The 25,728-nt window shown below is 73.4% G+C and carries 27 protein-coding genes and 2 pseudogenes; 18 read left to right on the forward strand and 11 right to left on the reverse strand.

Annotated features, from left to right (window positions below; translation table 11 throughout):
- The first annotated feature begins 101 nt into the window (after nt 1-101).
- The 3 genes from AB0O36_RS33085 to AB0O36_RS33095 all read left to right on the forward strand — a co-directional run bounded on the left by AB0O36_RS33085 (nt 102) and on the right by AB0O36_RS33095 (nt 3,097).
- A complete protein-coding gene (locus AB0O36_RS33085; RefSeq protein WP_365116721.1) occupies nt 102-779 on the forward strand; it encodes a 2-phosphosulfolactate phosphatase in 678 nt (225 codons plus the stop codon).
- A gap of 259 nt (nt 780-1,038) precedes the next feature.
- Nucleotides 1,039-2,193 (forward strand): PP2C family protein-serine/threonine phosphatase, encoded by a 1,155-nt coding sequence (locus AB0O36_RS33090; protein WP_365116724.1) that lies wholly within the window; start codon nt 1,039-1,041, stop codon nt 2,191-2,193.
- A gap of 298 nt (nt 2,194-2,491) precedes the next feature.
- Nucleotides 2,492-3,097 (forward strand): hypothetical protein, encoded by a 606-nt coding sequence (locus AB0O36_RS33095; protein WP_365116727.1) that lies wholly within the window; start codon nt 2,492-2,494, stop codon nt 3,095-3,097.
- A gap of 117 nt (nt 3,098-3,214) precedes the next feature.
- Here the strand turns inward: AB0O36_RS33095 and AB0O36_RS33100 are convergent, their stop codons facing one another.
- Together AB0O36_RS33100 and AB0O36_RS33105 are read right to left on the reverse strand one after the other, a co-directional pair.
- Nucleotides 3,215-3,685 carry a hypothetical protein gene (locus AB0O36_RS33100; RefSeq protein WP_365116728.1) on the reverse strand — a complete coding sequence of 157 codons (471 nt, stop codon included), beginning with the start codon at nt 3,683-3,685 and terminating at the stop codon, nt 3,215-3,217.
- Nucleotides 3,686-3,821: 136 nt separating this feature from the next.
- Nucleotides 3,822-4,898: a polyprenyl synthetase family protein gene (locus AB0O36_RS33105; RefSeq protein ID WP_365116729.1), complete on the reverse strand. Its 1,077-nt coding sequence runs from the start codon at nt 4,896-4,898 to the stop codon at nt 3,822-3,824.
- Between the two features lie 214 nt (nt 4,899-5,112).
- Here AB0O36_RS33105 and AB0O36_RS33110 point away from each other — a divergent pair, with 214 nt between their 5' ends.
- Entirely contained in the window at nt 5,113-7,074 is a 1,962-nt protein-coding gene (locus AB0O36_RS33110) for a protein kinase (protein ID WP_365116731.1), read from the forward strand.
- A gap of 73 nt (nt 7,075-7,147) precedes the next feature.
- Here the strand turns inward: AB0O36_RS33110 and AB0O36_RS33115 are convergent, their stop codons facing one another.
- The 3 genes from AB0O36_RS33115 to AB0O36_RS33125 all read right to left on the reverse strand — a co-directional run bounded on the left by AB0O36_RS33115 (nt 7,148) and on the right by AB0O36_RS33125 (nt 9,656).
- On the reverse strand, nt 7,148-7,429 hold the full coding sequence (locus tag AB0O36_RS33115) for a WhiB family transcriptional regulator (RefSeq protein ID WP_365116733.1): 282 nt from the start codon (nt 7,427-7,429) through the stop codon (nt 7,148-7,150).
- Between the two features lie 74 nt (nt 7,430-7,503).
- A complete protein-coding gene (locus AB0O36_RS33120; RefSeq protein ID WP_365116735.1) occupies nt 7,504-8,607 on the reverse strand; it encodes a mechanosensitive ion channel domain-containing protein in 1,104 nt (367 codons plus the stop codon).
- Between the two features lie 41 nt (nt 8,608-8,648).
- Nucleotides 8,649-9,656 (reverse strand): SigB/SigF/SigG family RNA polymerase sigma factor, encoded by a 1,008-nt coding sequence (locus AB0O36_RS33125; RefSeq protein WP_365116738.1) that lies wholly within the window; start codon nt 9,654-9,656, stop codon nt 8,649-8,651.
- Nucleotides 9,657-9,828: 172 nt separating this feature from the next.
- Here AB0O36_RS33125 and AB0O36_RS33130 point away from each other — a divergent pair, with 172 nt between their 5' ends.
- From AB0O36_RS33130 to AB0O36_RS33145, 4 genes and pseudogenes are all read left to right on the forward strand, one after another.
- Nucleotides 9,829-10,242, forward strand: coding sequence for a helix-turn-helix domain-containing protein (locus AB0O36_RS33130; RefSeq protein ID WP_365116741.1), 414 nt, complete (start codon nt 9,829-9,831; stop codon nt 10,240-10,242).
- A gap of 80 nt (nt 10,243-10,322) precedes the next feature.
- On the forward strand, nt 10,323-10,496 hold the full coding sequence (locus tag AB0O36_RS33135; protein WP_365116744.1) for a hypothetical protein: 174 nt from the start codon (nt 10,323-10,325) through the stop codon (nt 10,494-10,496).
- 66 nt (nt 10,497-10,562) lie between these two features.
- A complete protein-coding gene (locus AB0O36_RS33140) occupies nt 10,563-10,922 on the forward strand; it encodes a PRC-barrel domain containing protein (protein WP_365116746.1) in 360 nt (119 codons plus the stop codon).
- Nucleotides 10,923-11,201: 279 nt separating this feature from the next.
- Nucleotides 11,202-12,049 (forward strand): annotated as a pseudogene (locus AB0O36_RS33145) (alcohol dehydrogenase catalytic domain-containing protein).
- Between the two features lie 52 nt (nt 12,050-12,101).
- Here AB0O36_RS33145 and AB0O36_RS33150 read toward each other — a convergent pair.
- A pseudogene (locus AB0O36_RS33150) lies at nt 12,102-12,614 on the reverse strand (isochorismatase family cysteine hydrolase); the annotation flags it as partial.
- Between the two features lie 31 nt (nt 12,615-12,645).
- A complete protein-coding gene (locus AB0O36_RS33155; RefSeq protein WP_365116749.1) occupies nt 12,646-13,095 on the reverse strand; it encodes an SRPBCC family protein in 450 nt (149 codons plus the stop codon).
- Nucleotides 13,096-13,198: 103 nt separating this feature from the next.
- Between AB0O36_RS33155 and AB0O36_RS33160 the strand changes: the two genes are divergently transcribed.
- The 5 genes from AB0O36_RS33160 to AB0O36_RS33180 all read left to right on the forward strand — a co-directional run bounded on the left by AB0O36_RS33160 (nt 13,199) and on the right by AB0O36_RS33180 (nt 16,477).
- On the forward strand, nt 13,199-13,678 hold the full coding sequence (locus tag AB0O36_RS33160; RefSeq protein ID WP_365116751.1) for an ATP-binding protein: 480 nt from the start codon (nt 13,199-13,201) through the stop codon (nt 13,676-13,678).
- Nucleotides 13,679-13,783: 105 nt separating this feature from the next.
- Nucleotides 13,784-14,125: an STAS domain-containing protein gene (locus AB0O36_RS33165; protein WP_365116754.1), complete on the forward strand. Its 342-nt coding sequence runs from the start codon at nt 13,784-13,786 to the stop codon at nt 14,123-14,125.
- A gap of 294 nt (nt 14,126-14,419) precedes the next feature.
- Nucleotides 14,420-15,346: a Rieske (2Fe-2S) protein gene (locus AB0O36_RS33170; protein ID WP_365116756.1), complete on the forward strand. Its 927-nt coding sequence runs from the start codon at nt 14,420-14,422 to the stop codon at nt 15,344-15,346.
- Nucleotides 15,347-15,494: 148 nt separating this feature from the next.
- The gene (locus tag AB0O36_RS33175) at nt 15,495-15,806 is read left to right on the forward strand and encodes a ferritin-like domain-containing protein (protein ID WP_365116759.1); all 312 of its coding nucleotides are present in this window, start codon (nt 15,495-15,497) and stop codon (nt 15,804-15,806) included.
- A gap of 140 nt (nt 15,807-15,946) precedes the next feature.
- The gene (locus AB0O36_RS33180) at nt 15,947-16,477 is read left to right on the forward strand and encodes a DUF1990 domain-containing protein (RefSeq protein ID WP_365116761.1); all 531 of its coding nucleotides are present in this window, start codon (nt 15,947-15,949) and stop codon (nt 16,475-16,477) included.
- 51 nt (nt 16,478-16,528) lie between these two features.
- On the opposite strand, the gene AB0O36_RS33185 is transcribed toward AB0O36_RS33180, so the two are convergent.
- From AB0O36_RS33185 to AB0O36_RS33195, 3 genes are all read right to left on the reverse strand, one after another.
- Nucleotides 16,529-17,128 carry a hypothetical protein gene (locus tag AB0O36_RS33185; protein WP_365116764.1) on the reverse strand — a complete coding sequence of 200 codons (600 nt, stop codon included), beginning with the start codon at nt 17,126-17,128 and terminating at the stop codon, nt 16,529-16,531.
- Nucleotides 17,129-17,226: 98 nt separating this feature from the next.
- A complete protein-coding gene (locus AB0O36_RS33190; protein ID WP_365116765.1) occupies nt 17,227-17,838 on the reverse strand; it encodes a GPP34 family phosphoprotein in 612 nt (203 codons plus the stop codon).
- Between the two features lie 66 nt (nt 17,839-17,904).
- Nucleotides 17,905-18,525, reverse strand: a complete 621-nt coding sequence (locus tag AB0O36_RS33195) for a TetR/AcrR family transcriptional regulator (protein WP_365116767.1) — start codon at nt 18,523-18,525, stop codon at nt 17,905-17,907.
- Between the two features lie 260 nt (nt 18,526-18,785).
- Here AB0O36_RS33195 and AB0O36_RS33200 point away from each other — a divergent pair, with 260 nt between their 5' ends.
- Entirely contained in the window at nt 18,786-19,511 is a 726-nt protein-coding gene (locus tag AB0O36_RS33200; protein ID WP_365116802.1) for a phosphatase PAP2 family protein, read from the forward strand.
- The gene (locus AB0O36_RS33205) at nt 19,508-20,446 is read left to right on the forward strand and encodes a DMT family transporter (protein WP_365116770.1); all 939 of its coding nucleotides are present in this window, start codon (nt 19,508-19,510) and stop codon (nt 20,444-20,446) included. Before AB0O36_RS33200 ends, AB0O36_RS33205 begins: the two co-directional genes overlap by 4 nt.
- Before the next feature lie 30 nt (nt 20,447-20,476).
- Here AB0O36_RS33205 and AB0O36_RS33210 read toward each other — a convergent pair whose 3' ends face one another.
- On the reverse strand, nt 20,477-21,952 hold the full coding sequence (locus AB0O36_RS33210) for a sialidase family protein (RefSeq protein WP_365116773.1): 1,476 nt from the start codon (nt 21,950-21,952) through the stop codon (nt 20,477-20,479).
- Between the two features lie 428 nt (nt 21,953-22,380).
- Between AB0O36_RS33210 and AB0O36_RS33215 the strand changes: the two genes are divergently transcribed.
- From AB0O36_RS33215 to AB0O36_RS33225, 3 genes are all read left to right on the forward strand, one after another.
- On the forward strand, nt 22,381-22,884 hold the full coding sequence (locus tag AB0O36_RS33215; RefSeq protein WP_365116774.1) for a DUF4232 domain-containing protein: 504 nt from the start codon (nt 22,381-22,383) through the stop codon (nt 22,882-22,884).
- A gap of 278 nt (nt 22,885-23,162) precedes the next feature.
- Nucleotides 23,163-24,680 (forward strand): cytochrome ubiquinol oxidase subunit I, encoded by a 1,518-nt coding sequence (locus AB0O36_RS33220; RefSeq protein ID WP_365116776.1) that lies wholly within the window; start codon nt 23,163-23,165, stop codon nt 24,678-24,680.
- The gene (locus AB0O36_RS33225; RefSeq protein WP_365116779.1) at nt 24,677-25,723 is read left to right on the forward strand and encodes a cytochrome d ubiquinol oxidase subunit II; all 1,047 of its coding nucleotides are present in this window, start codon (nt 24,677-24,679) and stop codon (nt 25,721-25,723) included. The genes AB0O36_RS33220 and AB0O36_RS33225 overlap by 4 nt, the downstream gene beginning before the upstream one ends.
- The last annotated feature ends 5 nt before the right edge of the window (nt 25,724-25,728 follow it).

Consider the following 25,728-nt stretch of genomic DNA (forward strand, 5'->3'; position numbering starts at 1 on the left):
CGGCGCTCCTACCCGCGGAGCCCGGATCGATGCGCCGGGGACCGGGAGCCGTCCGTGGCCCCGGCCTCCTCCGCCGGGCGGGCGTACGCGATCATGAGGGGATGGACTCGCGTTTCCTCGGCATGGATGAGTTGGTCGAAGTCCCGTCCGTGGCGGTCGTCGTCGACGTCATGCGGGCTTTCACGGTGGCCGCCTGGGCCTTCGCCCAGGGGGCGGAGAAGATCGTCCTTGCGGATTCGCCGGAGGCTGCCCTGGCGCTCAAGGCCCGCCACCCGGATTGGGTGACGCTCAAGGACGGTGCTCCGGCGCCCGGGTTCGACCTCGTCAACTCGCCGGGGATGCTGCGATCGGCCGACCTCGGCGGACGGACCGTCGTGCAGAAGACGACGGCGGGAACGGTCGGCGCCCTTGCGGTCAAGGACGCGTCACTGGTGCTGTGCGCCGGATTCGTGGTGGCGGAGGCCACGGCCCGGCTCCTTCGGACGCGCGAGTGCGACAGGGTCACGTTCGTGGTCACCGGCGAGGACGGCCGGGCCGACGAAGATCTGGCGTGTGCCCAGTACATCGCCGGCAGGGCGGCGGGCGCCGGCACGGACGCGGCCGGGTACCTCGACCGCGCCGCCGCGTCGCGGGCCGCCTCCGAGCTGACGGAGGGGGTCCGTCAGGGAGTCCATCCCGATGACGTCGCGCTCTGTCTCGAGCTCGACCGGTTTCCCTTCGCCATGGTGGCGGCCCCGGAGGGCCCGCTCATGGTCCTGCGGCCGTTCCCCGTGCCTTAGCCGACCCACCCACCGGCCCGTTCGCCGACCCGTTCGCCGGCCGGCTCGCGCACCCGCTCACCGCCCCGTTCACCGACCCGCTCACCGCCCCGTTCACCGACCGACACGCCGGCCGACGGGGTTCCGGCCCGATCGGGGACACGCCGTGTCGCCACGCTCCGGCGCGGGTCCTCGCGGGTCCTCGCGGTTCCCCGTGGGGCCTGCCGCGCCGTGGGCCGGGCAACGGGACATGCCCCGCCGCCTGATGTAGGCCTTACCCATGGGTCTCCGCCGGCGCGTACTGGTCCCCCGCCTCCCCCGGCGCGGCGGACGGCTCCTGCTCGCCGCGCCCCTGGCGCTGATCGCGGCGGTCACCGTGGTGGACGTCCTGTCTCCGCCGGAAGTCCACCTGGGTCCGTTCCTGATCGCCGCGCCCGCGGTGACGGCTTCGTTCGCGGGGCCGCGTACGACGGCCGCCGTGGGTGCGGACGCGGTCGCCGCCCAGTCGGTGGTGGCGGTCGCGCGGACGAACCTCACGGACCTCAACCACACCTACCAGATCGTCGCGCTGGTCCTGATCTCGGTCATCGCGACCTTCTTCGCATATCTGCGGGAGCGGGACGAAAGCACGGTCACGCGGCTGCGCTCCATCGCCCACGCCGCCCAGAGCGTCGTACTGCGCCCGCTCCCCCACCGGGCAGGACCGCTGCACATCGCCTCGGTGTACCTGGCCGCCGAGGAAGAGGCCCAGATGGGAGGGGACCTGTACGCGGCGGTCCGTACGGCGTCCGGCACCCGGCTGCTGATCGGGGACGCCAGGGGAAAGGGTCTCGATGCGATCAGCGAGGCCTCGCTCGTCCTGGGCGCCTTCCGGGTCACGGCGCGCCGCGAGCAGGAGCTGCCCGACCTGGTCGGCCACCTCGAGGCGGGGGTCGGCTCCGCGGAGGACGACCACGGTCCGCCGGGGCCGGGAGCCGGCGCCGGCGACCGGGCGGAGGCCGGCCACACGGACGAGGCCTTCGTCACCGCGCTCGTGCTCGACATCCCCGACCACGAGCCGGTGGTCCGGCTCGTGAACTGCGGGCACCCGCCGCCCCTGCTCCTGCGAGCGGGGCGGGTGATCCCCCTCGACACGGGCGAGGCGAGTCCTCCCCTGGGGCTGTCGGACGTCCTGTCCCCGCAGATGACGGTGGAGACCTTCCCCTTCGGCGTCGGCGACGTGCTCCTGCTCTACACGGACGGGGTCGTCGAGGCACGCGACGGCTCGCGCGCCTTCTACCCCCTGGCGCAGCGGCTCACGGCCTGGGCCGAGGACGACCCGCCGACCCTGCTCGGCCATCTGCGGGCCGACTTGCAGGCGTACGCGGGTGGGCACCTCGGCGATGACGCGGCGCTGGTGGCGGTCGAACGGCTCGCACCGCAGCGGCAGACGTAGGCGTGGACGTGGAGGTGGCGCGCATGCGTGGCCGTGGAGGTGGAGCCCCTGCATGGCCGTGACCGTGGCCCCCATGCGCGGCCGTGACCCTGCCCCGCATGCGCGGCCGTGGCCCGGTCCTGCCGCGGCCGGGCCGGTGCGGCAGGAAGGTGCACCGGCATGGGGAGCCGCCCGGAGGGGGAGGTGACCACGTACCGTCGGGCGGGGGGAGCACGGCGTGCCGTCACGGCCGTCGCGCCTCCCGGGTCGGTGACCGACCGGTCTCGTCCGTTGATGCCGCCGGAAGAGGAGGACGCCGATGCAGCTCTACGCCCAGACCCGAGCACGTCGTTGCCGGCAGGTGCTGGCCGATCTGACGGCCCTGGTGCTGGTGGCCCTGGCGGTGCGCTTCGCACTGGCCGTCCACGAGGGGATCATGCTGCTGGCCGAGCCGGGGCGGAAAGTGGAGGACGCGGGCGGAAGCCTCGCCTCCGGCCTCGGCAATGCGGGGGACGCGGCGTCGAACGTACCGCTGATCGGGGGTGTCCTGAAGCGGCCGCTGCAGTCCGCCGCCGAGGCCGGCCAGGGGCTGTCCGATGCCGGGCAGTCGATGCAGGACGTGGTGGGCCGGGTGGCCGACCTGACGGCGTTCGCCCTGATCGTCTTCTCCGTGGGGCTGGTGCTGGTCCTCTGGCTGCCCCCGCGCGTGCGCTGGATCCGGCGCAGCGCCCGGATCCGCGAACTGCACGAGGCCCCCGGCGGTGCCGATCTGCTGGCGCTGCGGGCACTGACCGGGCCGGTGAAGGACCTGGCCTCGGTCCCGGTGCCGGCGGGTGGACTCGCCGATGCGTGGCGGCGGGGGGACGAGCGGGCGATCGGCGACCTGGCCGCACTGGCGCTCAGGCAGGCGGGTCTGCGGGGCTGAGCGGCCGCATCCCCGGACCCGGGGCAGGGGCGGGAGCCGGGGGCGGAACCGGGTACGGGAGGGGTCGCGATGGCCGGCCGCGTGTGTCCGTGCCTGCCCTCCCGTCCCCTGCCACCGTCAGCGGTGCTGCGGGTTCAGCAGCGCGGCGGCGGCGGTGATGAAGGCCGCGGTCGCCTCCTTCGCCGTACGGCGCAGGGTGTCCAGCTCGGCCCGGCCGTCGGCACCGCGCAGGGCGTACGTGGCATCGGCGGCCTGCTGCGCGGGGCCCGCCAGCTCGGGCACGAGGACCTGGAGGCGGACGTGGGGCACGGTGATCGCCGTCCGGGTGTCGTGGGACTTCGTCTGGGCTTCCAGCCGGTGCTCGGTGCCGGCCTCGATCAGGGCCAGGCGCTCCCGGTGGAACATCGCCGAACGGTGCGCGTCCAGGGCTGCCGCGAAGTCGGTGACGGCGCCGAGCCGGTCCTGGCGGTGGGCGTCGGCGCGCTGCTCGGCGCGGGCGGTGACGGCGGCGCGGTGCTGGAGGATTCCGGCGGTCAGGGCGCCGGCGAGGGTGCCGACCACCGCGACGATCGAAGGCCACATGGACATGGGGTTCGGGTCCTCTCCTGGTGCGGGTCGGCAGGGGTCGGTGCCGGGGTCGGCTCATGGTCGGCGGGGGGCGGCCGTCGGCACACCGTGTCGGGCAGCGGGTGCACGGCGTCCGGCCGGTGTCGCCCGCGGCCGGTCAGCCGACGTGTTGCGAGGCCCACAAGGGGAGTTGCCGGAAGAAGTCGACGGCTTCGGCCCGCCACCTCGGCCGCCAGCCCGCCGCGACCGCGGCCGCTTCCTCGGCACTGCGCCGGATGTCGCCGCGCAGCCGTTCGTCGACGCCGTGGCGTCGGGCGAGGTCCTGGATCCGCGCGACCGTTTCCGGTGTGCAGCCGGATTCGGCGAGCGCGGATTCCACCAGCGCGCGTTCCTCTCCGGTCGTCGCCTCCAGGACCGCGCACACCGCGTAGCTGCGGCGGCCTTCGCGCAGGTCGGATCCGGCCTCCTTGCCGGTCACGGCCGTGTCCGCGAAGAGATCGAGGTAGTCGTCGCGCATCTGTCCGCTGACTCCGACCAGGCGGGCGTAGCGGGCGAGTTCGTGATCGTGGGCGGCCGGGTCCTCGCCCGCGGCGAGCAGTCCGAGCCGGAGCGGGGCGAGGATCGAGTAGCGGGCGCTCTTGTAGTCGGACACGGTGTCCAGCGCCTCCCGGCCGGGGGGCGGCCCGAAGTCGCGTTCCAGGTCGAGGACCTGTCCGATGACCGTGTCGGCCCCGGCCGTCGCCTGTACGGCTGCCATCGCCTGGCGCAGGCCGGCCGGCACGGGGGCGGTCAGCAGCACCTGCACGGAGAGGAACGCGGCCAGGTCCCCGGCCAGGACCGCCAGCCCCAGGGCCGTCTGCGGACGGTCGGGGTACCTGCTGCGGTAGGCGTGGTGGACCGACGGCGCACCGCGGCGCAGGGGCGAGTCGTCGATGATGTCGTCGTGGATGAGCCCGTGCGTCTGGAGCAGTTCGATGCTCAGTGCGGCCTCGTCCAGTCCCGGGACGGCATCGGGGGTCACCAGTCGCGCTGCCTCGTGCAGGAGTGCGACCCGGAGCCGCTTCCCGCCGCGCAACGACATGTCGCGTACGAGTTCCAGGGCCTCGGGGACGAACACGCTGCGGGACGGCCGCTGTTGTGCCAGCGCGTCGAAGTAGTCGGCGAAGAGCGCATTGAAGTGGTCCCGGTAGCCGGCCAGCCGTATGGGCACGCCGCCCGTGACGTCCGCGGTCATCGCTGCGCCCTCCCCCTGTGGAACACCTTTCGGCGGAACGGGGCGGCAGGCGGCCCGCGCCGCGGGTCCCATTCAACACCACCGGCCCCGGGGCGCCGGCGGCGCAGGTGCGCGGGCCTCGCCCGCGGCGCCTCCGGGAGTTGGATACTCTCTCCCCCGGTTGGCTTCGGGGCGTCGGCCGGCTTTGAACTACCTGATGGGGGACGGTTTTTTCATGAGTGGCACAAATCCGGCGGCCGGGCTGTTCCAGCCGCTCGGGCAGGACGATCCCGCCACCGTGGGCGGTTACCGGCTGGCGGCCGTGCTGGGCTCCGGCGGCATGGGCAAGGTGTACCTGTCGTACACGCTGGGCGGACGGCCCGTGGCCCTCAAGGTGATCCGGCCCGAGTTCAGCGAGGACCCCGAGTTCCGGCGGCGCTTCCAGCAGGAGGTGCGTGCCGCGCAGCGGGTGCAGGGCCTGTACACCGCGCCCGTCATCGACTTCGACACCGAGGCCGGGCAGCCGTGGCTGGCCACCGCGTACGTCCCGGGCCCCTCGCTCGCGCACGCCGTGAGCAGCCACGGCAGGCTGCCGCTGCGCAGCGTCCTGCTGCTGGCCATCGGCGTCGCCGAGGCGCTGCACGTGATCCACGGCGCGGGCATCGTGCACCGCGACCTGAAGCCCGGCAACGTGCTCCTCGCCTCCGACGGCCCCCGCGTGATCGACTTCGGCATCGCGCGCGCGGCCGACGCCACGTCCCTGACCAGCAGCGGGGTCAGTGTGGGCACGCCCGCGTTCATGGCGCCCGAGCAGGCGTCCGCCGGGACCGTCACCGCCCGGACCGACGTCTTCGCCCTCGGCCAGATCATCGCCTTCGCCGCAATCGGCGCACCCGCCTACGGCGACGGCAACTCGCACGCGATCCTCTACCGCATCGTGCACGAGGACCCCGACCTCAGTGCACTGCCCGAGGAGCTGCGGCCCCTGGTGACCCGTTGCCTCAGCCGCGACCCCGACGGCCGGCCCTCGCTGACCGAGGTCATCGAGATGTGCCACGGCCTCTCCCCCGAGCCGCTGCGCCAGGGCGAGGACTGGCTCCCCAAGGCGGTCGTGGGTTCCATCACCGAGCGCCTGAAGCTGCCGGAGCCGGCGAAGACCCCGCCGCCCCAGGCCCCCGCCGCGCCCACCCCGACGGAATTGTCCGCGCCGCCGCAGCCGGCCGCGCCTCCTGCGCAGCCCCCGGCCCCCGCCTACGCGCCGACGCAGGCCGCACCGGCGGCCCCGGCGACGGCCCCGGGCGGGGTCCCGGCCCCGGGTGCGGTGCCCGGTGCGGTGCCGGCCTCCGGCTCAGTCCCCGGCGCGGTCCCGCCGGGCTATCAGACGCCGCCTCCCGGCTACCCGACCCCTGCCCCCGGCTACCAGACCCCCGGCTACCCGACCCCTGCCCCCGGTTACCCGACACCGGCCCCCGGCTACCCGGTTCCGCCGGCAGCCGGACAGGTGCCCGGCTACCCCGCGCAGTCGGCGTTCCACCAGACCGGCCATCCGCCCGTCCCGCAGCGCGCCCGGTCCAAGGGGCTGATCATCGCGGGGGCGGTCGTGGGTGCGGTCATTGGTCTGGCGGTCATCGGCTCCCTGCTGCCGGACGGCTCCGACAAGGACGCCAAGAGCAGCGCCGGCGGAGACCGCAGCACCGGCACCGGGGCGACGTCGCCCGGCGGCACTCCCGCCACCGGAAGTTCCGGATCCCAGAACAAGAACCAGAAGCGTCCCGACCCCGCCCCCGCCTCGTACCAGGGCATCGACATCACGGCCAACTACCAGATCATGCTCGCCGACAACCCGCCGCGCCCCACCACGGGCGGCAATGCAGGCGTGATGTACAACTCGGCCGACTTCTACTTCTACTACGACACCCTGTTCGGCTCGAAGCAGGTCGGCACCAGCAACGGCAAGCTGGTCGTGCTGAACAACGCGCAGAAGGGCTCGCTGGAGACCTGCCGCTCGGAAACCCGCTACACCGAGAAGATCGGCCTCGACCAGCTCACCGACGGGTCGGAGATCTGCGTGCTCAGCGACGCCGGACACATCGCCGTGCTGACGTACCGCGGCAAGTCGGACTCCAAGGACGCGAGCAACTACATCACGGTGGACCTCACCGTCTGGCGCAACGCCGAGGACCCGAAGAAGCACTGAGTGCTCCCCGGAGCGGCGGGCCTGCGAGCCGTGTTCGGCCCGCAGGCCCGTGCTTCCGCGGGCCGGCCGGGTGTCAGCCGGCCGCGCGTACCTCCAGGTCGCGCCGTTCCGTCTCGGTCAGGCCGCCCCACACTCCGTAGGGCTCGCCCACGCGCAGCGCATGGCGCAGGCACTCCACCTGGACCGGGCACAGGGCGCAGACCTCCTTGGCCGCCTGGTCCCGTACGGAGCGTGCCTCGCCGCGCTCCCCCACGGGATGGAAGAACCGCTCCGTGCCGAGGTTCCTGCACGCGGCGTCCTCCTGCCAGAGCCAGTGGTGGTCGGCCCGCCCGGGCAGACGTGTCACGTTCGGCATGTGCCGCATCCTCTCTTCCGGGTTCCCGGGTTCCCGGGTTCCTGGGTTCCGGGTTCTCTTCGGGCTCGTGGTGGTCATCCCTGGTGTGTCCGGCCCGCCCGGACCTCGCGGAACACCTCCTGCGCAGGGCCGTCGCCGGGTGCGGGGACGGCCGTGGACGTGGTGACCCGCGGCAGGGCGTAGGGGTGCTTCTCGGCGAGCCAGGCGACGAGTTGTTCGCGTACCGCGCAGCGGGCGGTCCACAGGTCGTCCGGGTCCTTGGCGGTGACGATGGCCCGCACCAGGATGGTGGTGGGGGTGGTGTCGGTGACCGCGAGGTCCCAGCCGCGGCCGTCCCACGCCCCGCAGCCGTCGAGGATCTCCTTGAGCTTCTCGCGCATCAGGGCGACGGGGGCGGTGTGGTCGCAGTGCAGGAACACCGTGCCGGTCATCTGGATCCCGCCGCGCGACCAGTTCTCGAAGGGCCGCCCGGTGAAATAGGAGACGGGCATGGTGATCCGGCGCTCGTCCCAGGTGCGGACGGCCAGGAAGGTCAGCGTCACCTCCTCCACGACGCCCCACTCGCCGCCCACGACCACGGTGTCGCCGATGCGCACCATGTCGCCGAAGGCGATCTGGAAGCCGGCGAAGAGGTTGCCGAGGGTCGACTGCGCGGCCACGCCGGCGACGATGCCGAGGATGCCGGCCGAGGCCAGCAGGGAGGTCCCGACGGCGCGGAAGGCGGGGAAGGTGAGCAGCATCGCGGCCGCGGCGATCACGCCGACGACGGCGGTGACGATCCTCATGACGAGGGTCACCTGGGTACGGACGCGGCGGAGCCGGGAGGGCTCGCGGGTGCCCGAGGCGTAGCGGGCGTACGTGGACTCGACCACGGCGGAGGTGACGCGGACGACCAGCCAGGCGCTCGCCCCGATGAGCACCAGCGTCAGGATCCGGCCCACGGCCGCCTCGTGCTCGCGCAGCGGCAGCCAGCCGGTCTGCCGGTAGGTCCCGCTGAGCACGGCCGTGAGCAGCAGGACGCGTACGGACGGGCCGCAGCGGCGCAGCAGGTTCCACAGGGGTGTCTCGGGGTGACGGGCGTCCGCCCGGCGCAGGAGCAGGTCGGTGAGCCAGCCTGCGGCGAGGGTGAGCAGGATCGCGCCGCCCATGACGGCAGACAGTCGGAGAAGGCTGTTCATGACTCCTCGGAGGTAAGGGAACGGGGAACGCGGGCGCCGGGTCAGGCGTGGAGGAGTTCCTCGCGCAGGGCGCCCAGGGTGCGGTTCAGCAGGCGGGAGACGTGCATCTGGGAGAGGCCGATCTCCGCGCCGATCTCCGCCTGGGTCATCTCCCGGCCGAAGCGCAGTTCCAGGATGCGGGTGCAGCGCTCGTCCAGGTCGGCGAGGAGGGGCGCGAGGGCGTGCCGGTCCTCGACCGATTCGAGCGCCGGGTCGACGTCGCCCAGGGTGTCGGCGAGGGAGCGCGTTGACCGGCCGGCCGGGAGCGCCGACTGCGTGCCGCCGCCGGCGCCGGCCTCCTGGGGCGCGTCGAGGGACTGGGTCGAGTATCCGTTGGCCGCGACCAGGCCGTCGCGGACCTCGTCCTCGGTGAGGTCCAGATGGGCCGCGAGTTCCGCGGGGGCCGGTTCGTGGTCCAGGAGCGAGGTCAGCTCCTCCGTGGCCTTCGCCAGCTGCACGCGCATCTCCTGCAGGCGGCGCGGGACGCGGACCGCCCACGTGGTGTCGCGGAAGTGGCGCTTGATCTCGCCGGTGATGTACGGCAGGGCGAGCGTGGTGAACTGCGTGTTCCGGTCGGGGTCGTACCGGTCGATGGCCTTGATCAGCCCGATGGTGCCGACCTGGAGGATGTCCTCGTACTCGGGGCCGCCGGGGCGGTCCCGGAAGCGGCGGGCGGCGAAGTGCACCAGCGAGACGTTCATCTCGATCAGGGTGTTGCGGACGTACTGGCGCTCCCGGGTCCCTTCCTCCAGGCTCCGCAGCCGTTCGAAGAAGACGCGGGTCAGGCGGCGGGCGTCGGAGGTGGACAGTTCCCGCGGGCAGGCGATTTCCGGCAGCCCGGCCGGCACGGAGGCGTGTCCGGCTCCGCCGGTGGGGGCGGTGCCCGTGGTCGCTGCCGTCGTCTCTGCCGTTGCCGGTGCCGCCGTCGCTGCTGTCGCCCGGGCCGGGGCCTGGTGTGCTGCCTGGGCCGGGACATCTGTCGCGGCCGTGAGGGTCGCCGTGAGGGTCATCGTCTTCGCTCCTTGGGCACGGGTGCTTGCGGCGCGTTGCGTGATCGTCCAGTCATGCGGAAGTCGGCTTCCGCTTCCCTGAACCCTGCCGGGACCACGGACACACGTCAAGGGATACCGGAAAAACAGTTCTGGATTTGCTTTTCACGAGTCAGCACTCAAGAATGCCAGCGTGGAGAACGAGAGCACGCCCGGCACGGCGTCCCGCCGGAGCCGCTGGACCTTCCTGACGAACCACGCGCGGGTACTGATCACCATCGCGCGCGACCCCGGGATCCGGCTGCGCGACATCGCGGCGACCTGCGACCTGACCGAGCGCACCGTGCAGGCGATCGTCACCGATCTGCAGGCCGACGGGTACCTGACGCGGACCCGGGACGGCCGGCGCAATCATTACGTCGTCGCCCCCGGCGCGCGGTTCCGCCATCCCGCGGAGGCCGACCGCGAGATCGCCGGACTGCTGGCCTACCTCGCCGCCCCCCTGACGGCCCCGGTGGCCGACTCGGCTGCCGCCCCGTTGGTCGACCCGGTGGTCGACTCGGCGGCAGCCCCGGTGGTCGACCCTGCCGCCGGCAGCCCGGCGTAACGTCCGGGGCCGGGCGCCGGTGCCCGGCCGTTCCCGAACCGGGGTGTGTCGCGCCGCCGGACCGGGGGCAGGCGCGCTGCATGACAGCGATCCCGTTCACACCGCTCGCCGACGCCGCCCCGCCGGGGCCGCTCTGGCTCCATCTGCTCCTGCTCTCCTACGCGTTGGGCGTCCTCGTCCACAGCCTGACCAGGGGCCATCCGGCCCGCGGCCGGCGCGGCCGGCCCGGCACCGGGCGAACAGAGCCGAAGTAGGCAGACCCGGGGAAGCAGCACACCCGAAGGAAGAAGCGAAGACGCAGCGAGAAGGGATTCCACACGATGACCGACAACGTCTGGGCCTACCGCCTCACCGTCGCCCGTCTTGAAGGAACCGACCTGACCGGCTACGCGGTGGAGGCCGTCGACGGCACCATCGGCAAGGTCGACAAGCACTCCGACGAGACCGATGCCTCGTGGATCGTCGTCGACACCGGACCGTGGATCTTCGGGAGGGACGTACTCCTTCCCGCCGGCACCATCCTCCGCATCGACACCGCCGAGGAGAAGGTGTACGTCGGCCTGACCCGGCAACAGGTCAAGAGCTCGCCGGACTTCGTCCGCGACAGGGACCTCGGCGACCCGGACCACCACCGCGAGATCGGCGGCTACTGGGGCGACGCGCCGCTGGGCCGCTTCTGACCGCCCTCCCCGGGAACAGCACCCCGCCGGCGGCAGCGGGCCCCGGAGCCGTCACGGCCTCCGGGGCCCGCACGCGGTTCCGCTGCGCAGCGGCGAACCGCACGTGTGGCCGCCCCGGCCGTTTCGGCTCCGGAGCGGCGGGCAGGCGCTGCCCGTGAGCGGATGCGGCAGGCCGGGGAGGGAAGCCGGGCCCGCCCCCCACCCCCGACCACCGGGCGCTCGGGCACCCGTCGGTGCGGGGCGCGGGGGGGCTGACGCAGTGTCGGAGGAGGAGGCGTCGTGAAGGCCGTCGTCTATCAGGGCCCGTACCGGGTTGCCGTCGAGGAAGTGCCGGATCCGCGCATCGAGGAGCCGCTGGACGCGATCGTCCGCATCACCACCGCGAACATCTGCGGGTCGGACCTGCACCCCTACGAGGGGCGGGCGCCCCTCGACGAGGGAATGGTCCTCGGCCACGAGAACATGGGCGTGGTCGTCGAAACTGGACCGGGCGTGGAGCGCGTGTCGGTCGGCGACCGGGTGTCCGTGCCGTTCAACATCTCGTGCGGGACGTCCCGCAACTGCAACGACGGCTGGACCCAGGCATGTCTGCGCGCGAAACCGAGTGGGAAGCCGACCGGGTGGTGCCGGCCGAGTCCCTGGGAGCCACCGGCATCGACTTCTCCGGCACCGACCCCGTCGAGGTGATCAGCGACGCCACCGGGGGTGTCGGGGTGGACTGCGGGATCGAGGCCGTCGGCTACCAGGCCCATGACGCCGCCGGGCACGAGCATCCCGAGATGGTCCTCGACCGGCTGGTCGAGGCGGTCCGCTCCACCGGACGCATCGGTGTCGTGGGCGTCTACGTCCCCCAGGACCACGGCGCTGCGGAAGAGGGAGCGAAGGAAGGCCGTGTGGCCTTCGACTACGGGACCGTCTTCGACAAGAACATCACGATGGGACACGGGCAGTGTCCCGTGAAGCGCTACAACCGCCGCCTGCGCGACATGATCGCCCACGGCAGGGCGAACCCCGGCGTGATCACCTCGCACGAACTGCCCCTGGACGATGCAGCGGAGGCCTACGACCGGTTCGACCGGCGGGCCGACGGCTGGACGAAGGTGCTGCTGCACCCCCAGCCGGCCTGACCGGGCCGGACTGACCGGGCCGGTCAGTGTCGAAGGCGATGTCGTTCACCGTGCGGATCTCCGCCGCCATGTTGAGGCTCATCATCCGCAGGGCCGCCTCGGCCAGATCCGCGTCGATGTGGGCGACCGCGTCCTCCGCCACGACGACTCCGAAATGCCGGATGTGGGCGTCCAGAGCGGAATACAGCACGCACTGCTCGGTCACCTGTCCGCACAGGACCAGCCGTTCTGCAGCGAGTTGGCCCAGCAGGTACGCCAGAGGCGTCTCGAAGAAGATCGAATGCCGCGCCTTGACCACGAAGAGCGACTGGCCGTCGGGGGCGATCGGCTCCACCAAGTCCGCGTGGCGCCCTGCCAGGGCGGCCCGCAGGATCTCCCCGTGGTGAGAACGCCACTCCCCGAAGTTGTCGTTCACGTAGATGACCGGGGACGGGCCGGCACGGGCGTTGCCCAGCAGCGTCACGATCCCCGGGAGCGCCTTGCGGACGGACGGGACCAGGGCTTCGGCGTCCTCGTGCGCGTAGGTGCTGAGCATGTCGATGACGATGAGCACCGTACGGGGCATGGCGGCTGCCGCCTCCTCACGGGTGGGGCCCTCAGACGTGGCCCCGCCAGGCTCCGGTCTCCCTCCCCCGGTCCTCGATGAAGTTCTTGAACCGCGTCAGATCCCCCTTGACCTGGCGGTCGACGAAGCCGAGCTTGTCCCCGATGTTCTCCGCCATGCCCTCCGGATCGAAGACCATCATCAGCGTCACCTCGGTATGGGACGGGTCGAGCGGCCGGAAGGTCACCAGCCCGGACTGCTCCGACTCGCCGCCGACGGTGACCCAGGCGACCTTCGAGTCGGGAATCTGCTCGACGATCTCCGCGTCGAACTCCCGCGTGACACCGGCGATCTTCGTCACCCAGTGGGTGAGGGTGTCGCTGCGCTGCTCGATCCGCTCCACGCCGACCATGAACTGCGGGAACGACTCGAACTGCGTCCACTGGTTGTACGCGGTGCGGACGGGGACGTCGACTTCGATGGATTCCTTGACGTGTGACATGCGCTGCCTCCTGGGATGAGTGCCCTGATGTCGCGTCTGCCCGGCCCCGCGCACATCACGCACCGGGCGGGCCGGGCGGTATGGGAGGGGCCGGGCGGGGCAGGTGCCCACCGAACGGATCCGCCTGGACCGCCCGCCGGGAACCGCCATGGGCCTCACCTCCGCACAGCACCGCGAGCTCACCTTTCCACCGGGAGACCCCTGCGCGTACGACGAGGGGATCGCCTTCACCCGGCAGACCTTCGCCGACTGGCACCTGACCGATGCCGCGGAGGACTGCGGCGCCGTCCTGGTCGCCGCCGAGCTGCTCGCCAACGCCATCCGGCACGCCGACGGTCCCCGGAGCCTCTCCCTCGAACACGACGGCGATCACCTGCGGATCGCCGTGTCCGACACGCACCCCGGTCCGCTCCGGATGAGGCGACCCCGGCCCGACCGGATCGGCGGCCACGGCATCCGCATCATCGACAGGCTCACCCACCACCACTGGGGCACCGGCACTGCGGCCACGGGCAAGACGGTGTGGGCCCGCCTCGCCCTCCCGCCGACCGGCCCCGGCCCCGGCCGGACCGCAGCGCCGTAGAACGGCGCAACGCACTCGGCCGGCGCCGCACCGAGCCTGGCCCCGGACCCGCATGCATGCGACACCCGGCGAGGGGCAGACGACCGGTGCAGGAGGTGTGCCGAAATGACCAGCAAGGAGCACACGGATCCGCTGACCGCTCTCGCGGGCCCCGACCGGTACGTGGTCCCCGTACGCGGTGACATGGACTTCGAACATGCGGATCGGCTACGTGAGACGCTCACGGCGGTCCTCTCCCGGGCCCCGGCCGGCTCGGACGTGGTGGTGGACCTGCGGAACTCGTCCTTCTGTGACTCCGCCGGGCTCAACGCGCTGCTGGCCGCCCGGCAGCAGGCACGGGAACGCGGGGTCCGCATCAGACTCGCGGCGCCCAGTCACCAGATGGTGAGGGTGCTCGAACTCACCGGATCGGACGGGCTGTTCACCCTCTGCTCCGCGACGGAATGAGGGCGGACCGCCCAAGCGGCGCTGGCGGCTGCACACCTCGGCGCCCTGGAGGCCACCGTTCGGCGCACGGCCGGCCGGGGGCGGCCGGTCTGGCCCCCACCGTTGCCGGGCGTTCTCCACGGCCGCGGGACGGACGCACCCACCCACCCCGGAGCCACGGGCCGGGGGGTCTGAGCCGACCGCTGCAGTGACCGCGGCGGTTCCCCCGTCCCGCCCCGTCGTCACCGTCGTCTGCTACGCCGTCCGGCTCAGCCGGGACCGCACGGGGGCGGGAAAGCGGGCAGCTTGGTCCTCATGGGAACCCTCATCGGCCGTGTCACCGCCGCCCGGTCGGACGGCGGCGACGACAGTGACGGTATCGGCGTCCGGATTCTGAAGGCGCTCGACGCGGTGGCCCGTGCCGAGGAACTCGACGCGGTCGCCGAGCCGCTGGGCCGGGCCGTCCGGGCCCTGCCACTGGGGCGGCTGCGCGACCTGCTGCACGGTCTCCCCCTCGGCCACCCGCTGCACCCGGCGCTGGTCCAGATCCCGGTCGGCGCGTGGATCTCCGCGGGCGTTCTCGACCTGGTGCCCGGCTCGGAGCGCGCTGCGCGGCGCCTCGTCGGGGTCGGCCTCCTCGCCGCCGCCCCGGCGGCGTGGTCGGGCTGGGTCGACTGGGCCGAGGCGCAACCGCAGCAGAGGCGCACCGGCCTGCTGCACGCCGCGTCGATCGCCACCGCGGTGGCCCTGTACGGCGCGTCGTGGGCCGCCCGCTCGCGCGGCCGCGACGGGCTGGGGCGCGCGCTGGGGGTCGCGGGACTCGCGGCGGCCGGCAGCGGGGCCGCGCTCGGCGGCCACCTGGCCTACCGCCAGGCCGCCGGTGCGAACAAGGCCGAGCCCGTGGCCCATGTGGTGGCGCCCGGCTGGCACACGGTCGGAGCCGTCGGGGAGTTCGCCCCGGGCGAGGGGGTGCGCCGGATGGTCGGTGAGGTGCCGGTGCTGGTGGTGCGGGAGTCCGAGGACGTCTTCCACGTCTTGGCGGACCGGTGCAGCCACTCCTCCGGCCCGCTCTCGCAGGGCGAGGTCGTCGACGGATGCGTGACCTGTCCCTGGCACGGCAGCGTCTTCCGCCTCTCGGACGGCTGGAACGTGGGCGGCCCGGCCACCGCCCCGCAGCCGGCCTTCGACACCCGCACCGACGGTGACGGCAACCTCCAGGTACGCCTGCCCGACGCCGGCTGAGCCGGCCGCACCGGGCCGGGCCACTGCCGGCGGAGCCGGCTGTGCCGGCACCGGCTCCGGCGCCCGCACCGGCGTTCCGCTGATTCCGGTGCGAAACGGTGGTCTCGGGATCAATCCGGTATGCCGTTCCCGGCGGTCGGGAAGGCGTGTGCGGACGTCCCAGGAGATGCAGCACGGCCTGCGGGCCGCCGAGCGGATCGCCCAACTCGGCGGCCAACCGGACTTCGACCCCGCCACCCTCGCCCGGCGTGCCCACACCGACTACACCGCGCCGGACGAGAAGGACCTGAAGGCGATGCTGGAACACAACCTGCTGGCCGAGCGCATCGTCATCTCCACCTACCAGGAGATCGCCCGCTGGCTCGGCGACCACGACCCCACCACCCGGCGCCTCATCGAATCCATCCTCGAGGAGGAGGAGGAGCACGCCGACGACCTCACCGACCTCCTCGGTTCCTGACCTCCAGCCCGCCGAGCCCGCCAGTTCCACTGGATCCACCACGGTGTTGAACATGTTCAAGAGAACCCGTAGGGTCGCGGCAGAGACTTGAACGCGTTCAAGGGCATTCGGCCCCCGCTCCGGAACGAAGGACCCCCACCATGACCGACCTCCGCGACCCCGGCCGGCCCGTCCTCACCTACCCCGAACGGGGCGCGACCCGGCTGCGGCCGCTGCCCGCCGGGTACCACCACCTGCGCCACCGCACCCGGATCGGGCACGGCCGCGCGGTCTTCGCGGCGGCGGGCTCGGCCGTCACGGACTTCCGGATGCACCGGGCGACCGGGGCGCGCGTCCGGGCCGACGGCCCGGCGGTCCCCGGTGCCCGGGTGGAGATCTCGCTCGGCGCCGGCCCGCTGCGGATCGGCGTCCCGTGCGAGGTCATCTGGGTGCCCGAGGACCCCGACCGGGCCGGCTTCGCCTACGGGACCCTCACCGGCCACCCCGAGTGCGGGGAGGAGTCGTTCCTGGTGGAGATCGCCGCCGACGGCACCGTGTGGTTCGAGGTGACCGCCTTCAGCCGCCCCGCCGCCTGGTACACCCGTTTCGCGGGCCCGCTCGTCCCCGTCCTCCAGCGGGGCTACGCCCGGCTGCTGGGCCGTCACCTGCGCGCCCTGGCCGCCTCCGGCTGACCCCTGCCGTTCACGGCTCACCGGGCAGGCCCGGTACCCGTCGGCTCGCGGTCACGCCGCGCGCCAGCGGGCCCGCGCCTCCCCTGCCTTCTTGGTGCAGCGCATCAGCGTCCCGGCCTTCGTGCGGCCGGTCGCGCCCTGGGTCGAGCAGTAGGCGCCCGGGGTCACCGTCCCCGCGCTGCCGCCGCCTCCGCTTCCCCCGCTGCCGCCGCTCGTTCCGTTGTCGCGGGTCGGGGTCGGGGTCGGCTTCGTACGGGGTGCCTGGGTGGAGGTTCGGGGCGCCGGGGCCTGCGAGCGCTTCTCCTGGGTCCTGGCGGACGAACGGCTGCTGCCCGGAGTCCGTGTGCTCCCGTCCGGTCCCGGGGTCTCCGCGGTGGAGGGCACTGCCGATCCGGGCGTCTGCGCGGTCGCCGTGGGGCTTGCGCCGACGGACGCGGCCGGCTTCGGGTTCTTCTTGGAGTCCTTGTCCCCGCCGACGATCGCGCCGCACGCGGCGAGCAGGAGCAGCAGCCCCACGAGGCCCCCGCAGCCGATGCCGATCTTCTTGCTCGTGGGCATGCCGGCGGGCCCGTGCTGCTGGGGCTGCCAGGGCTGCTGAGGCTGCTGGGGACGGGGGTATCCGGAGCCGGAGGAGGGCTGGTAGTGACTCATGCAGATGTGACGCGGGGGGCGGGCGGATGGTTGTACCTGTCCGGTGGGTGGACCACCGCAGGCCGGGGGCGGGCCGGGACGGGGCGGGTTTCGTGGCGTCAGCCGGCCGGACCGCGCCAGATGTTGTCGAAGGCGGCCTCGTCGATGGCGCGCCGCTGCCGTTCGGCCGCCAGTTCCACCACGGCGTCGTTGACCGCGGCGAGCACGGCCGCGACCGCGTCATCGGTGATGTCCGGAGCTTCCCCGGTGCGTTCGCCGTGGACCCCGGCGGCCTCGGCGAGGGCGGCCAGGACGGGTTCGGCGGCGGCCCGGCGTTCCCGGGCCCGGTGACGGGCCGGCGAGTCCGCCGGAACGTGTTCACCGGCGCGTGCGAAGAGTCCGCGGCGGGACTCCCTGGTCAGCTCCCCCTCGGCCTCCAGCACGGACCGGTAGGCCGTGGAAAGGCCCCGGCCCCGGCGCCACAGCCAGTCGTCGAGCGACTCGTGCGGCTCGGTCCGGACGAGCGATGCGGCCGCCTCGGCCAACAGCCCGTCCCGGGGGGCCGGTTCGCCGGCGGGCACGATCCGGTCGTCGGCCAGCCGGAGGGCCCCTGCCTGCAGGAGGTCGATCACTTCGGCACCGGCGAGGGCCAGCGAGAGGTCGCCCTGTTCGACGACCCGCTCCGCCCTGCCGTCCAGTGCGACGATCAGCAGATCCCGTGCTGTGGTCATGAGGCCGCCGTCCCGTGCTCTCGCAGCGTGTACGTACCCGAGCGCGTCGGGCGCTCCCGCGTGAGCCTACAAAGCGGTTCGGGAATCCGGCGGAGGCGGAGCGGCCAGGCCCAGTGCCGGGAGCAGCGCCGTGTCGACGAAGCGGACCAGGTACTCGGCGTCGGCGTAGCGGCCTTCCAGGAGCGGCCGGATGCGCAGTACGCCCATCAGCTGGGCCGGCAGGAACTCCGCGGCGGGGTGGTCGGCGCTGATTTCGCCCCGTTCCACCGCCCGCTCGATCATGGCGTCGTAGGCGGCCAGTTCCGGCTCCACGAGGGCTTCGCGCAGGGCCGACTGGAGTTCCTCGTCGCAGAGGACGGCGTGGCCCAGGGCTTGGGTGAGCCGTGTGTCGCGGCCCGAGGTGCCGGCTGCGTTCCGGGCGGTTTCCCGGAGGTCTCCGGCGAGCGAACCGGTGTCGACCGCGGCCACGGCTCCCTGCCGGTTGGCGCGCAGTGCGGCGGCGACGAGCCGGGGCTTGGTCTGCCACTGGCGGTAGAGCGTGGATTTGCCGCAGCTGGCCCGGGCCGCGACGCGTTCCATGGTCAGCGCGTCGTAGCCGTGTTCGCGCAGCTCGTCCAGGACCGCACGGAAGAACTCCTGCTCCCGCTCCGGTGTGATCTTGGAGCGGCGCGCGCTGGTCGACGTCATGGGGGCAGTCTAAGGAACACCCGCGTATCGATACAACACCGTATCGATACGATAGTGTACCGATACGCGAGTGTTTCGATTGTGTACGACAGGAAGAAGGGCCGGCCATGACCGCCCAAGGCATCGAGGCCGGACCCCTGGCACGCCCGGAGGGGCCGGAAAGACCCGGGGGACCGGATGCACCGGAACGTCCTCCAGGACCCGCGGAACGGGAAGAGGCGGCGGGGCCGGCCGGATCCGGGAGTGCGCGCCGCCGGCTCATACGCGAGTTGCTGCTGGTGACCGCGCTCTTCGCCGTGTACAAGGCGGGCCGGACGCTGTCGGCGGACCGGACCGGCGACGCCTTCCGCAACGCCGAGTGGATCCGGCACGCCGAGCGCGCCCTGCACCTGCCCGGCGAGAGCGTCGTGCAGGGCCTGCTGCTGTACGGGGACACCCTCGTGCGCGCCGCGAACACCTACTACGCGGCCGTCCACTTCCCCGCCACCGCGCTCTTCCTGGTCTGGCTCCATCTGCGGCGGCCCGCCCACTACCTGTGGGCCCGCCGGGTGCTGACCCTCCTCACCGGCGCGGCGCTCGCCCTCCACCTCGCGCTCCCCCTCGCGCCGCCGCGGATGCTCCACTCCGCCGGTCTGATCGACACCGCGCAGGTCTACGGGCCGTCCGTCTACGGGGCCTCCCCCGCCGCGGACACCACGGCCAACCAGTTCGCGGCGATGCCGTCGCTGCACTTCGGCTGGGCCCTGATGCTGGCCCTCGGGATGATCGCCGTGACGCGGTCCCGTTGGCGCACCCTCTGGCTGCTGCACCCCCTCGTCACCCTGCTGGTGATCGTGGGCACCGCCAACCACTACTGGCTCGACTCGGTCGTGGCCGCGGTGCTGCTGGGCGCGGCCCTGCTGCTGGTCCCCCGGCCCGGGCCGGGGGACGCCATGGGCGCCGTGGGCGTCGTGGGCGGCCCGGGCAGCGTGGGCGGCGTACGGTGAACGCCACCGCGCTCGCCATCGGCCTCAGCCTGGGTTCCTCCCTGGCGTACGCCTCCGCCGCCGTCGCGCAGGAACGGCTGGCCCGGACCTCCGCCGCCGGGACCGCCCGCGCCCTGCTCGGCAATGGCGCCTGGTGGTGGTCGGCCTCCCTGAACGCCGGCGCCGCGCTGCTGCACGCCGCCGCCCTGCGCTACGGCCCGCTCACCCTGGTCCAGCCGCTGGGGGCGCTCACCCTGGTCGCCGCCATGCCGCTCGGGGCGCGACGGGCCGGCCGCCGGGTCACCCGCACCGAGTGGCGCGGGACCCTGGCGACCGTCGCCGGGCTGGCCCTGCTGCTGCTCCCCGCTTCCGGGCCGGCCCCGGAGGACACCCTCTCCCTCGCCGAGGCGCTCGCGGTCTCCGGTGCGACGACCGGGGTGATCCTGGCACTGACCGCCGCCCGCGCCTCCCGCTCCGGGCTGCGGCACGCCACGGCTTCCGGGCTGGCCTCCGCCGTCGCCTCCGCCCTGACCCAGACCGTGGCCGTTGCCACGGCCGCGGGGCGTGACGGATCGCTGCCGAGCCTCCGGGTCGCGGGGGTGGCACTGCTCGTCCTGGTCTTCGCCGGGGCCGGCCTGCTGCTGTCGCAGCGCGCCTACCGGGGCGGCCTCGGCGCGCCGCTCGCGGTGGTGAACCTGGCCAATCCGCTCGCCGCTGCCGCCATCGGCGTGGTCCTGCTCGGCGAACGGCTGCAGGGCGGGGCGGCGGGGCTGCTGCTGTGCGTGGCCGGCGCCGCGACGGCGGCCCGCGGGGTGCTGCTGCTGACCCGGCCCGTGGCGTCCCCCGTCCCCGCGGCGCCGGCGGACCGGGCGTACGGGGGCGGGATCGTGCGGCGCGGTCCGCACGGCGGGCGGAGCACCGACCGTCCCGCCGCCCGGGTCCCGACCCTGCGCTGACCGCGCCCCCTGCCGTGCCCTCGCGGCCGGTCAGCCGGTGCGGAAGGTGCCGCTGTACACGTCCGTACGGTTCTCCGGCGCGTCGGAGTGGGTCTCGGTGAGCACCGCCCGTACGCCCTTGCCGACCGCCACCAGACCCTGGTAGTCGCCGAGGAAGTAGCCCCCGGCGAACGGCGCCTGCAGCCAGTCGAAGACCCGCGAGATCCGCCGCTCGGTCCGGAGCTCCGGGTCTCCGTGCGGCAGCGTGGCCAGCTGGTAGGCGGTGGGCAGGGTGGTGGTGTTGCCCGGCTCCAGGAAGCGCAGGTCGTAGTAGGTGAGCGCGACCGTGCCCCGCTCGTCGACCGCGATCGACGGGGAGAAGGCAGGTACCTCCTCCGGGCTGATCAGCTCCGGGGCCCCCCAGGTGCGTCCGCCGTCGGTGGAGCGCACCAGCTGTACAGAGTTGAAGCGGCCGCCGGAGAAGTCCGAGCCCTCGTAGGCCATGTACAGCGTGCCCGTCACGGGGTCGACGGCCGGGCTGGGGAGGGTGGACGCGGCACGCAGCGGCTTGGCGGGGTCGTTCGGGTCGACCTCGGGCACGGAGGTGTCGCGGGCCACGGTGACCGGATCGCTCCAGGTCTCTCCTGCGTCGGTCGAGGTGACCACCTCGTAACGGGCATCGAGGACGGTGGTCAGGTCGTCGGCGACGGTGATCCGGTCGTAGAAGTCGTACAGGGTGCCGGTGCGGCGGTCGACGACGATCAGGTGGCCGATGGTCTGGGTGTTGGGCACGGCGCTGGTGTCGACGAACCGCCGGGCCTCGCTCCAGGTGCGGCCGCCGTCGCGGGTGAGGGAGATGTAGCCCGGGCCGTCGAGCAGGCCGGGGCCGGGCGGACGGTTGTCGAGGCGGTCCCAGACCTGGTAGGCGGTGCCCTTGCGGACCGGGTCGGCGGTGATGGAGGGCTTGTCGTTGAAGAACGGCTGCTCGTCGACGTGCGTGGTGGTGAGGTTCTGCCAGGTGCGGCCGCCGTCGCGGGAGGTGACGGTGAGGAGGCCGGTGCGCGTGCTCTTCGTGAAGTCGACGCCCTCCCCGCTCGCGTAGACGATGCCGTCCGGCCCGGTGCTCACCCAGGGGTCGGTGGCCCGTTCGAAGTCCGCGCCGCCCGGCGCGCACAGGCTGAACGGCAGCGTGCTGAGGTGGAAGGTGCGGCCGTCCTCGGTCCAGCCGGCGGCCAGACCGCGGGCGCCGCCGTCGTTCCAGCGGTCCTGCTGCCATACGGTGACCACGCGTTCGGGGTGGCGGGGATCGACGGACAGGTACGGCTCGACCTCGGTGCCGGGGTAGACGACGCTGTCCGGGGACCGCGCGCCGATGGTGCAGTCCGCGTACGGGTCCCCGTGGGACACCCTGACCAGCGGTGCGCCGTCGGGGTGGTGGGCCGCCTCGGCGGGCGTCGCACCGGTGGCCGTGGTGAGCAGGAGCGCTGTGGCGGTGGCGAGGGCGGTCAGGGGCGGGAAGGCACGCATGCGGGTTCTCCTCCGGGCCACGGCGGCCGGGGTACGGGCCGCCGCCGTCGGGGCGGCGAGGGCGGGGCGGCGGGGGCGGCGCGGGGCCCGTCCGGAACACGGGATGCCTGGTCGGCGGACGGGTCCGCCTGATCCTCTTCGGCCTCGTGACCGGAGCCCTTGATGGGCCGGACGGCGGAGTCCGCTCCCGCGTCGGCGCGGCGCCGGGGCAGACCGCCGCCGAAAGGCCGGGGAGACCTTGGACCGGTAGAGTGATGTCATCAGGCCCGCGCTGTTCAGGCGCAGGAGTGCACCGCCCGGTCGGGCACGCACACGCCGAGCCGGATCACCGGCTCCCCCACCGGGCCCTTGGCCATCGGCTCCGTCCACCTGGAGTCCGTCGCACTCCGAAGCGGGCAATTCACTTCGCTGACACGGGAGTTGGCGCCATGAGCAATGTCCTGACCCGGGCGGCGGCGGTCGCTGCCGCAGCCCTCCTGGCCATCACCGGCGCGTCGGTCGGCGCCACCCAGGCGTCGGCCCAGCAGCACAAAGCCACCCCGGCCTGCCGTCTGGCCGACCTGGACCTGGCCATCGGTCAGCCGGACGGCGAAGGGTCGCTCATCTACCCCATCCTGTTCACCAACACCACGTCGCACACCTGTACGTTGCGCGGGTACCCGGGCGTGAGCGTCCTGGACTCACGGCACCGCCAGATCGGCACCTCTGCGATCCGTACCGGTGAGCGGGTGAACACCGTGTCCATCGCCCCGGACAACACCGTCACCGCCCTGATCCACACCAACACCCCGGACGTGGTGGAGACGAACTGCCGACCGACGTCGACCTACGTCAAGGTCTTCCCGCCGAACAGCTTCCAGGCCGAGCAGATCCGCTTCCGCCTCCAGGTGTGCGGACAGTTCGAGATCAGTCCGGTGGAAGCCTCGTACTGACCCCCCTTTCCCGGAAGGTTGCACGTCCGGCAGGCCTCGGCAGCCGCGCCAGGTCATGGCGCCGGAAGCCGGGGCCCGCCCGCGGTTCGCCGGGCAGCAGAGGCGCCGTGAGACACGGCCGGGCGCCTGCCGGGCGAGGTCCGGTCCGGCGGTGAGCACCGCCCGGCGGGGGAAGGTGCTGGGCCGGGTGGCGGAACGAGGGGTGCCGCGGGGCGGCACCCGCCGGTCCCGGTGGTTGGGTGGCGCCGGAGGCCGCGTCGGCCGCCGGGGAGGCAGGCATGTACAGCGCGCTCCAGCTGCTGGCCGAGGCACCGCCGCAGATGCTGCCGGCCAGGTCACTGATGGCGTTCACCCTGGCCACGCACATCCTCCTGGTGCCGATGGGCGTGGCCCTGCCGCTGATCACCCTGATCATGCACGGCTACGGGCTGCGCCGCGGCGACGCGACCGCGCTGCTGCTGGCGCGGCGCTGGTCGGCGGTGATGGCGGTGCAGTTCGCGATCGGGGTCGTCACCGGGACCGTGCTGTCCTTCGAGTTCGGGCTGCTCTGGCCAGGCCTGATGGGCAGGTGGGGCGATGTGTTCGGGATCGGTTTCGGTGTCGAGGCCTGGGGCTTCTTCCTGGAGGCCGTCCTCATCGCCATCTACCTCTACGGCTGGCGCCGGCTGCCGCCGCGCACCCATTTCCTGCTCGGGGTTCCACTGCCGGCGACCGCCCTGCTGGGCGCCTTCGGCATCCTGGCGGCCAACTCCTGGATGAACACGCCCCGCGGCTTCACCCTCGACGCCGAGGGCAACCCCGTCGACGTGGACGTGCGCAAGGCCGTCTTCACTCCGATGTTCGGGCCGCAGTACTGGCACTTCGTGGTGGCGATGCTGGTCACCGCGGGATTCGTCGTGGCCGGGGTGTACGCCACCGGCTGGCTGCGCGGCCGCCGCGACCGCTACCACCGCCTCGGCTTCACCGTTCCGTTCACCGTCGCGGCCGTCTTCACGCCCGTCCAGTTCGTGCTGGGCGACGCCATCGCGCGGGCCGTGTTCCGTGAGCAGCCGGTGAAGTTCGCCGCGATGGAGATCGTCTGGAACACCGACACGCACGTTCCGGAGTACCTCTTCGGACGGCTCCACCCGGACGGGACGGTCACCGGGGGCATCAAGATCCCGCAGCTCGACTCCATCCTCGCCGGGTTCAGCCCCGACACGGAGGTGCACGGGCTGGCCTCCGTACCGGCGGACACCCGGCCGACGGTCGCCCAGGCCACCCTCATCCACTGGACCTTCGACATCATGGTGGGCATCGGCTCGGTGCTCCTGCTGCTCGCCCTCTGGTACGCGGTCGTGTGGGTGCGCCGGCGGAGCCTGCCGGCCTCCCCCTGGTTCTACCGCGGCGCCGCCTGCGCCGGCGTGGCCAGCGTCATCGCCGTCGAATGCGGCTGGATCACCACCGAGGTGGGCCGCCAGCCGTGGATCGTCTACGAGAACATGCGGGTCGCCGAGGCGGTCACCGCGACCCGCTCCCCCGCCCTGTGGGCCATGTTCGGGCTGGTCGTCGTGGTGTACGTCTTCATCTTCGGGTCCTTCCTGGCCGTTCTGCTGCGGATGCGCACCCGGTGGCGGGCCGATGACGAGGGGCGGGGAGAGCCGGCCGTGGTGGGGAGCCCGGAGGCCTACACCCCCTACGGGCCGCGGGCGGCCGTTCCGGCCGGTGAGGTTCCGACCGGTGACGTTCCCGCCGGTGACGCCGCCCCGCCGGACGGCGGCGACGGGCCCCGGTCCGCGGAGGGTGGTGGCCGGTGACCGCCGATCTCGTCGCCGTGGTCATGCTGCTCGGCGTCGCCGCGTACGCCTGCGCCGGCGGGACCGACTACGGGGCGGGCTTCTGGGACCTGACCGCGGGCGGGGCGGAACGCGGCAGGCGCCCCCGCGGGCTGATCGACCACGCCATGGCCCCGGTGTGGGAGGTCAACAACGTCTGGCTCATCTTCGTCTTCGTCATCATGTGGACCGGGTTCCCCGTGTTCTTCCAGGCGGTGTTCTCCTCCATGTGGCTGCCGCTGGCCCTGGCCGCCGTCGGGATCGTGCTGCGCGGCGCCGGGTTCGCCCTGCGCAAGCCCACCCGCAGGATCGCCGGACGGCGCGTCTACGGGGCCGTGTTCGCGGTCTCCTCGCTCCTCACCCCCTTCTTCCTCGGTGCCGCGGCGGGCGGGATCGCCTCCGGCCGCGCCGCCCCGGGCACCGCTCCGTCGGCGCACGCCTGGGCCAATCCGACCTCCGTCTTCTTCGGGCTGGTGGCCGTCGTGGGCGCGGCCCTGCTGGGGGCGGTGTTCCTGGCCGCGGACTCGGTGCGCTTCGCCCTCCCCGGTCTGCGCCCCTACTTCCGGCGGCGGGCCCTGGCCGCCCTGGCCACCCTCGCCGTACTGGCGGTACTCGCCCTCGTCTTCACCCATGAGGACGCCCCCCACGTGTGGCACGGCCTCACCCACGGTGTCGGGCTCTTCTTCGTCGTCGTGGCGGTGGTGGCCGCCGTCCTGACGGCCTGGCTGCTGCTGCGCGGTGCCGGGGGCTGGTCGCGGGTCACGGCCGTGGGCGTGATCGCCTCGGCCGTGCTCGCATGGGGTTTCGCACAGCGGCCCTACCTCGTCCCGCGCTCGCTGACGGTGGCGGAGGGGGCGGGCGCGCCGTCCACGCTGCACTGGCTGGTCATCGTGACGGCCGTGGCCGTGGTGCTGGTCTTCCCCGCCGTCGCGCTGCTGTACCGGCTCGACGCCCGCGGCGAGCTGGAACCCCTGACCGATGCCGACCTGCGGCGGGACGGAGCGGAGCGGGAGCCGGAGGGCTGACCGGC

The sequence above is a fragment of the Streptomyces sp. NPDC089799 genome (genome assembly GCF_040684755.1).
Lineage (GTDB): Bacteria > Actinomycetota > Actinomycetes > Streptomycetales > Streptomycetaceae > Streptomyces.

Coding starts and splice junctions, on each gene's coding strand:
- AB0O36_RS33140 (WP_365116746.1), top strand. CDS start 10,563: ATGACCGACAACGTCTGGGCCTACCGCCTCACCGTCGCCCGTCTTGAA.
- AB0O36_RS33090 (WP_365116724.1), top strand. CDS start 1,039: ATGGGTCTCCGCCGGCGCGTACTGGTCCCCCGCCTCCCCCGGCGCGGC.
- AB0O36_RS33195 (WP_365116767.1), bottom strand. CDS start 18,525: ATGACGTCGACCAGCGCGCGCCGCTCCAAGATCACACCGGAGCGGGAG.
- AB0O36_RS33215 (WP_365116774.1), top strand. CDS start 22,381: ATGAGCAATGTCCTGACCCGGGCGGCGGCGGTCGCTGCCGCAGCCCTC.
- AB0O36_RS33135 (WP_365116744.1), top strand. CDS start 10,323: ATGACAGCGATCCCGTTCACACCGCTCGCCGACGCCGCCCCGCCGGGG.
- AB0O36_RS33085 (WP_365116721.1), top strand. CDS start 102: ATGGACTCGCGTTTCCTCGGCATGGATGAGTTGGTCGAAGTCCCGTCC.
- AB0O36_RS33125 (WP_365116738.1), bottom strand. CDS start 9,656: ATGACCCTCACGGCGACCCTCACGGCCGCGACAGATGTCCCGGCCCAG.
- AB0O36_RS33155 (WP_365116749.1), bottom strand. CDS start 13,095: ATGTCACACGTCAAGGAATCCATCGAAGTCGACGTCCCCGTCCGCACC.
- AB0O36_RS33115 (WP_365116733.1), bottom strand. CDS start 7,429: ATGCCGAACGTGACACGTCTGCCCGGGCGGGCCGACCACCACTGGCTC.
- AB0O36_RS33210 (WP_365116773.1), bottom strand. CDS start 21,952: ATGCGTGCCTTCCCGCCCCTGACCGCCCTCGCCACCGCCACAGCGCTC.
- AB0O36_RS33095 (WP_365116727.1), top strand. CDS start 2,492: ATGCAGCTCTACGCCCAGACCCGAGCACGTCGTTGCCGGCAGGTGCTG.
- AB0O36_RS33105 (WP_365116729.1), bottom strand. CDS start 4,898: ATGACCGCGGACGTCACGGGCGGCGTGCCCATACGGCTGGCCGGCTAC.
- AB0O36_RS33185 (WP_365116764.1), bottom strand. CDS start 17,128: ATGAGTCACTACCAGCCCTCCTCCGGCTCCGGATACCCCCGTCCCCAG.
- AB0O36_RS33190 (WP_365116765.1), bottom strand. CDS start 17,838: ATGACCACAGCACGGGATCTGCTGATCGTCGCACTGGACGGCAGGGCG.
- AB0O36_RS33180 (WP_365116761.1), top strand. CDS start 15,947: ATGACCGACCTCCGCGACCCCGGCCGGCCCGTCCTCACCTACCCCGAA.
- AB0O36_RS33120 (WP_365116735.1), bottom strand. CDS start 8,607: ATGAACAGCCTTCTCCGACTGTCTGCCGTCATGGGCGGCGCGATCCTG.
- AB0O36_RS33110 (WP_365116731.1), top strand. CDS start 5,113: ATGAGTGGCACAAATCCGGCGGCCGGGCTGTTCCAGCCGCTCGGGCAG.
- AB0O36_RS33220 (WP_365116776.1), top strand. CDS start 23,163: ATGTACAGCGCGCTCCAGCTGCTGGCCGAGGCACCGCCGCAGATGCTG.
- AB0O36_RS33165 (WP_365116754.1), top strand. CDS start 13,784: ATGACCAGCAAGGAGCACACGGATCCGCTGACCGCTCTCGCGGGCCCC.
- AB0O36_RS33170 (WP_365116756.1), top strand. CDS start 14,420: ATGGGAACCCTCATCGGCCGTGTCACCGCCGCCCGGTCGGACGGCGGC.
- AB0O36_RS33100 (WP_365116728.1), bottom strand. CDS start 3,685: ATGTCCATGTGGCCTTCGATCGTCGCGGTGGTCGGCACCCTCGCCGGC.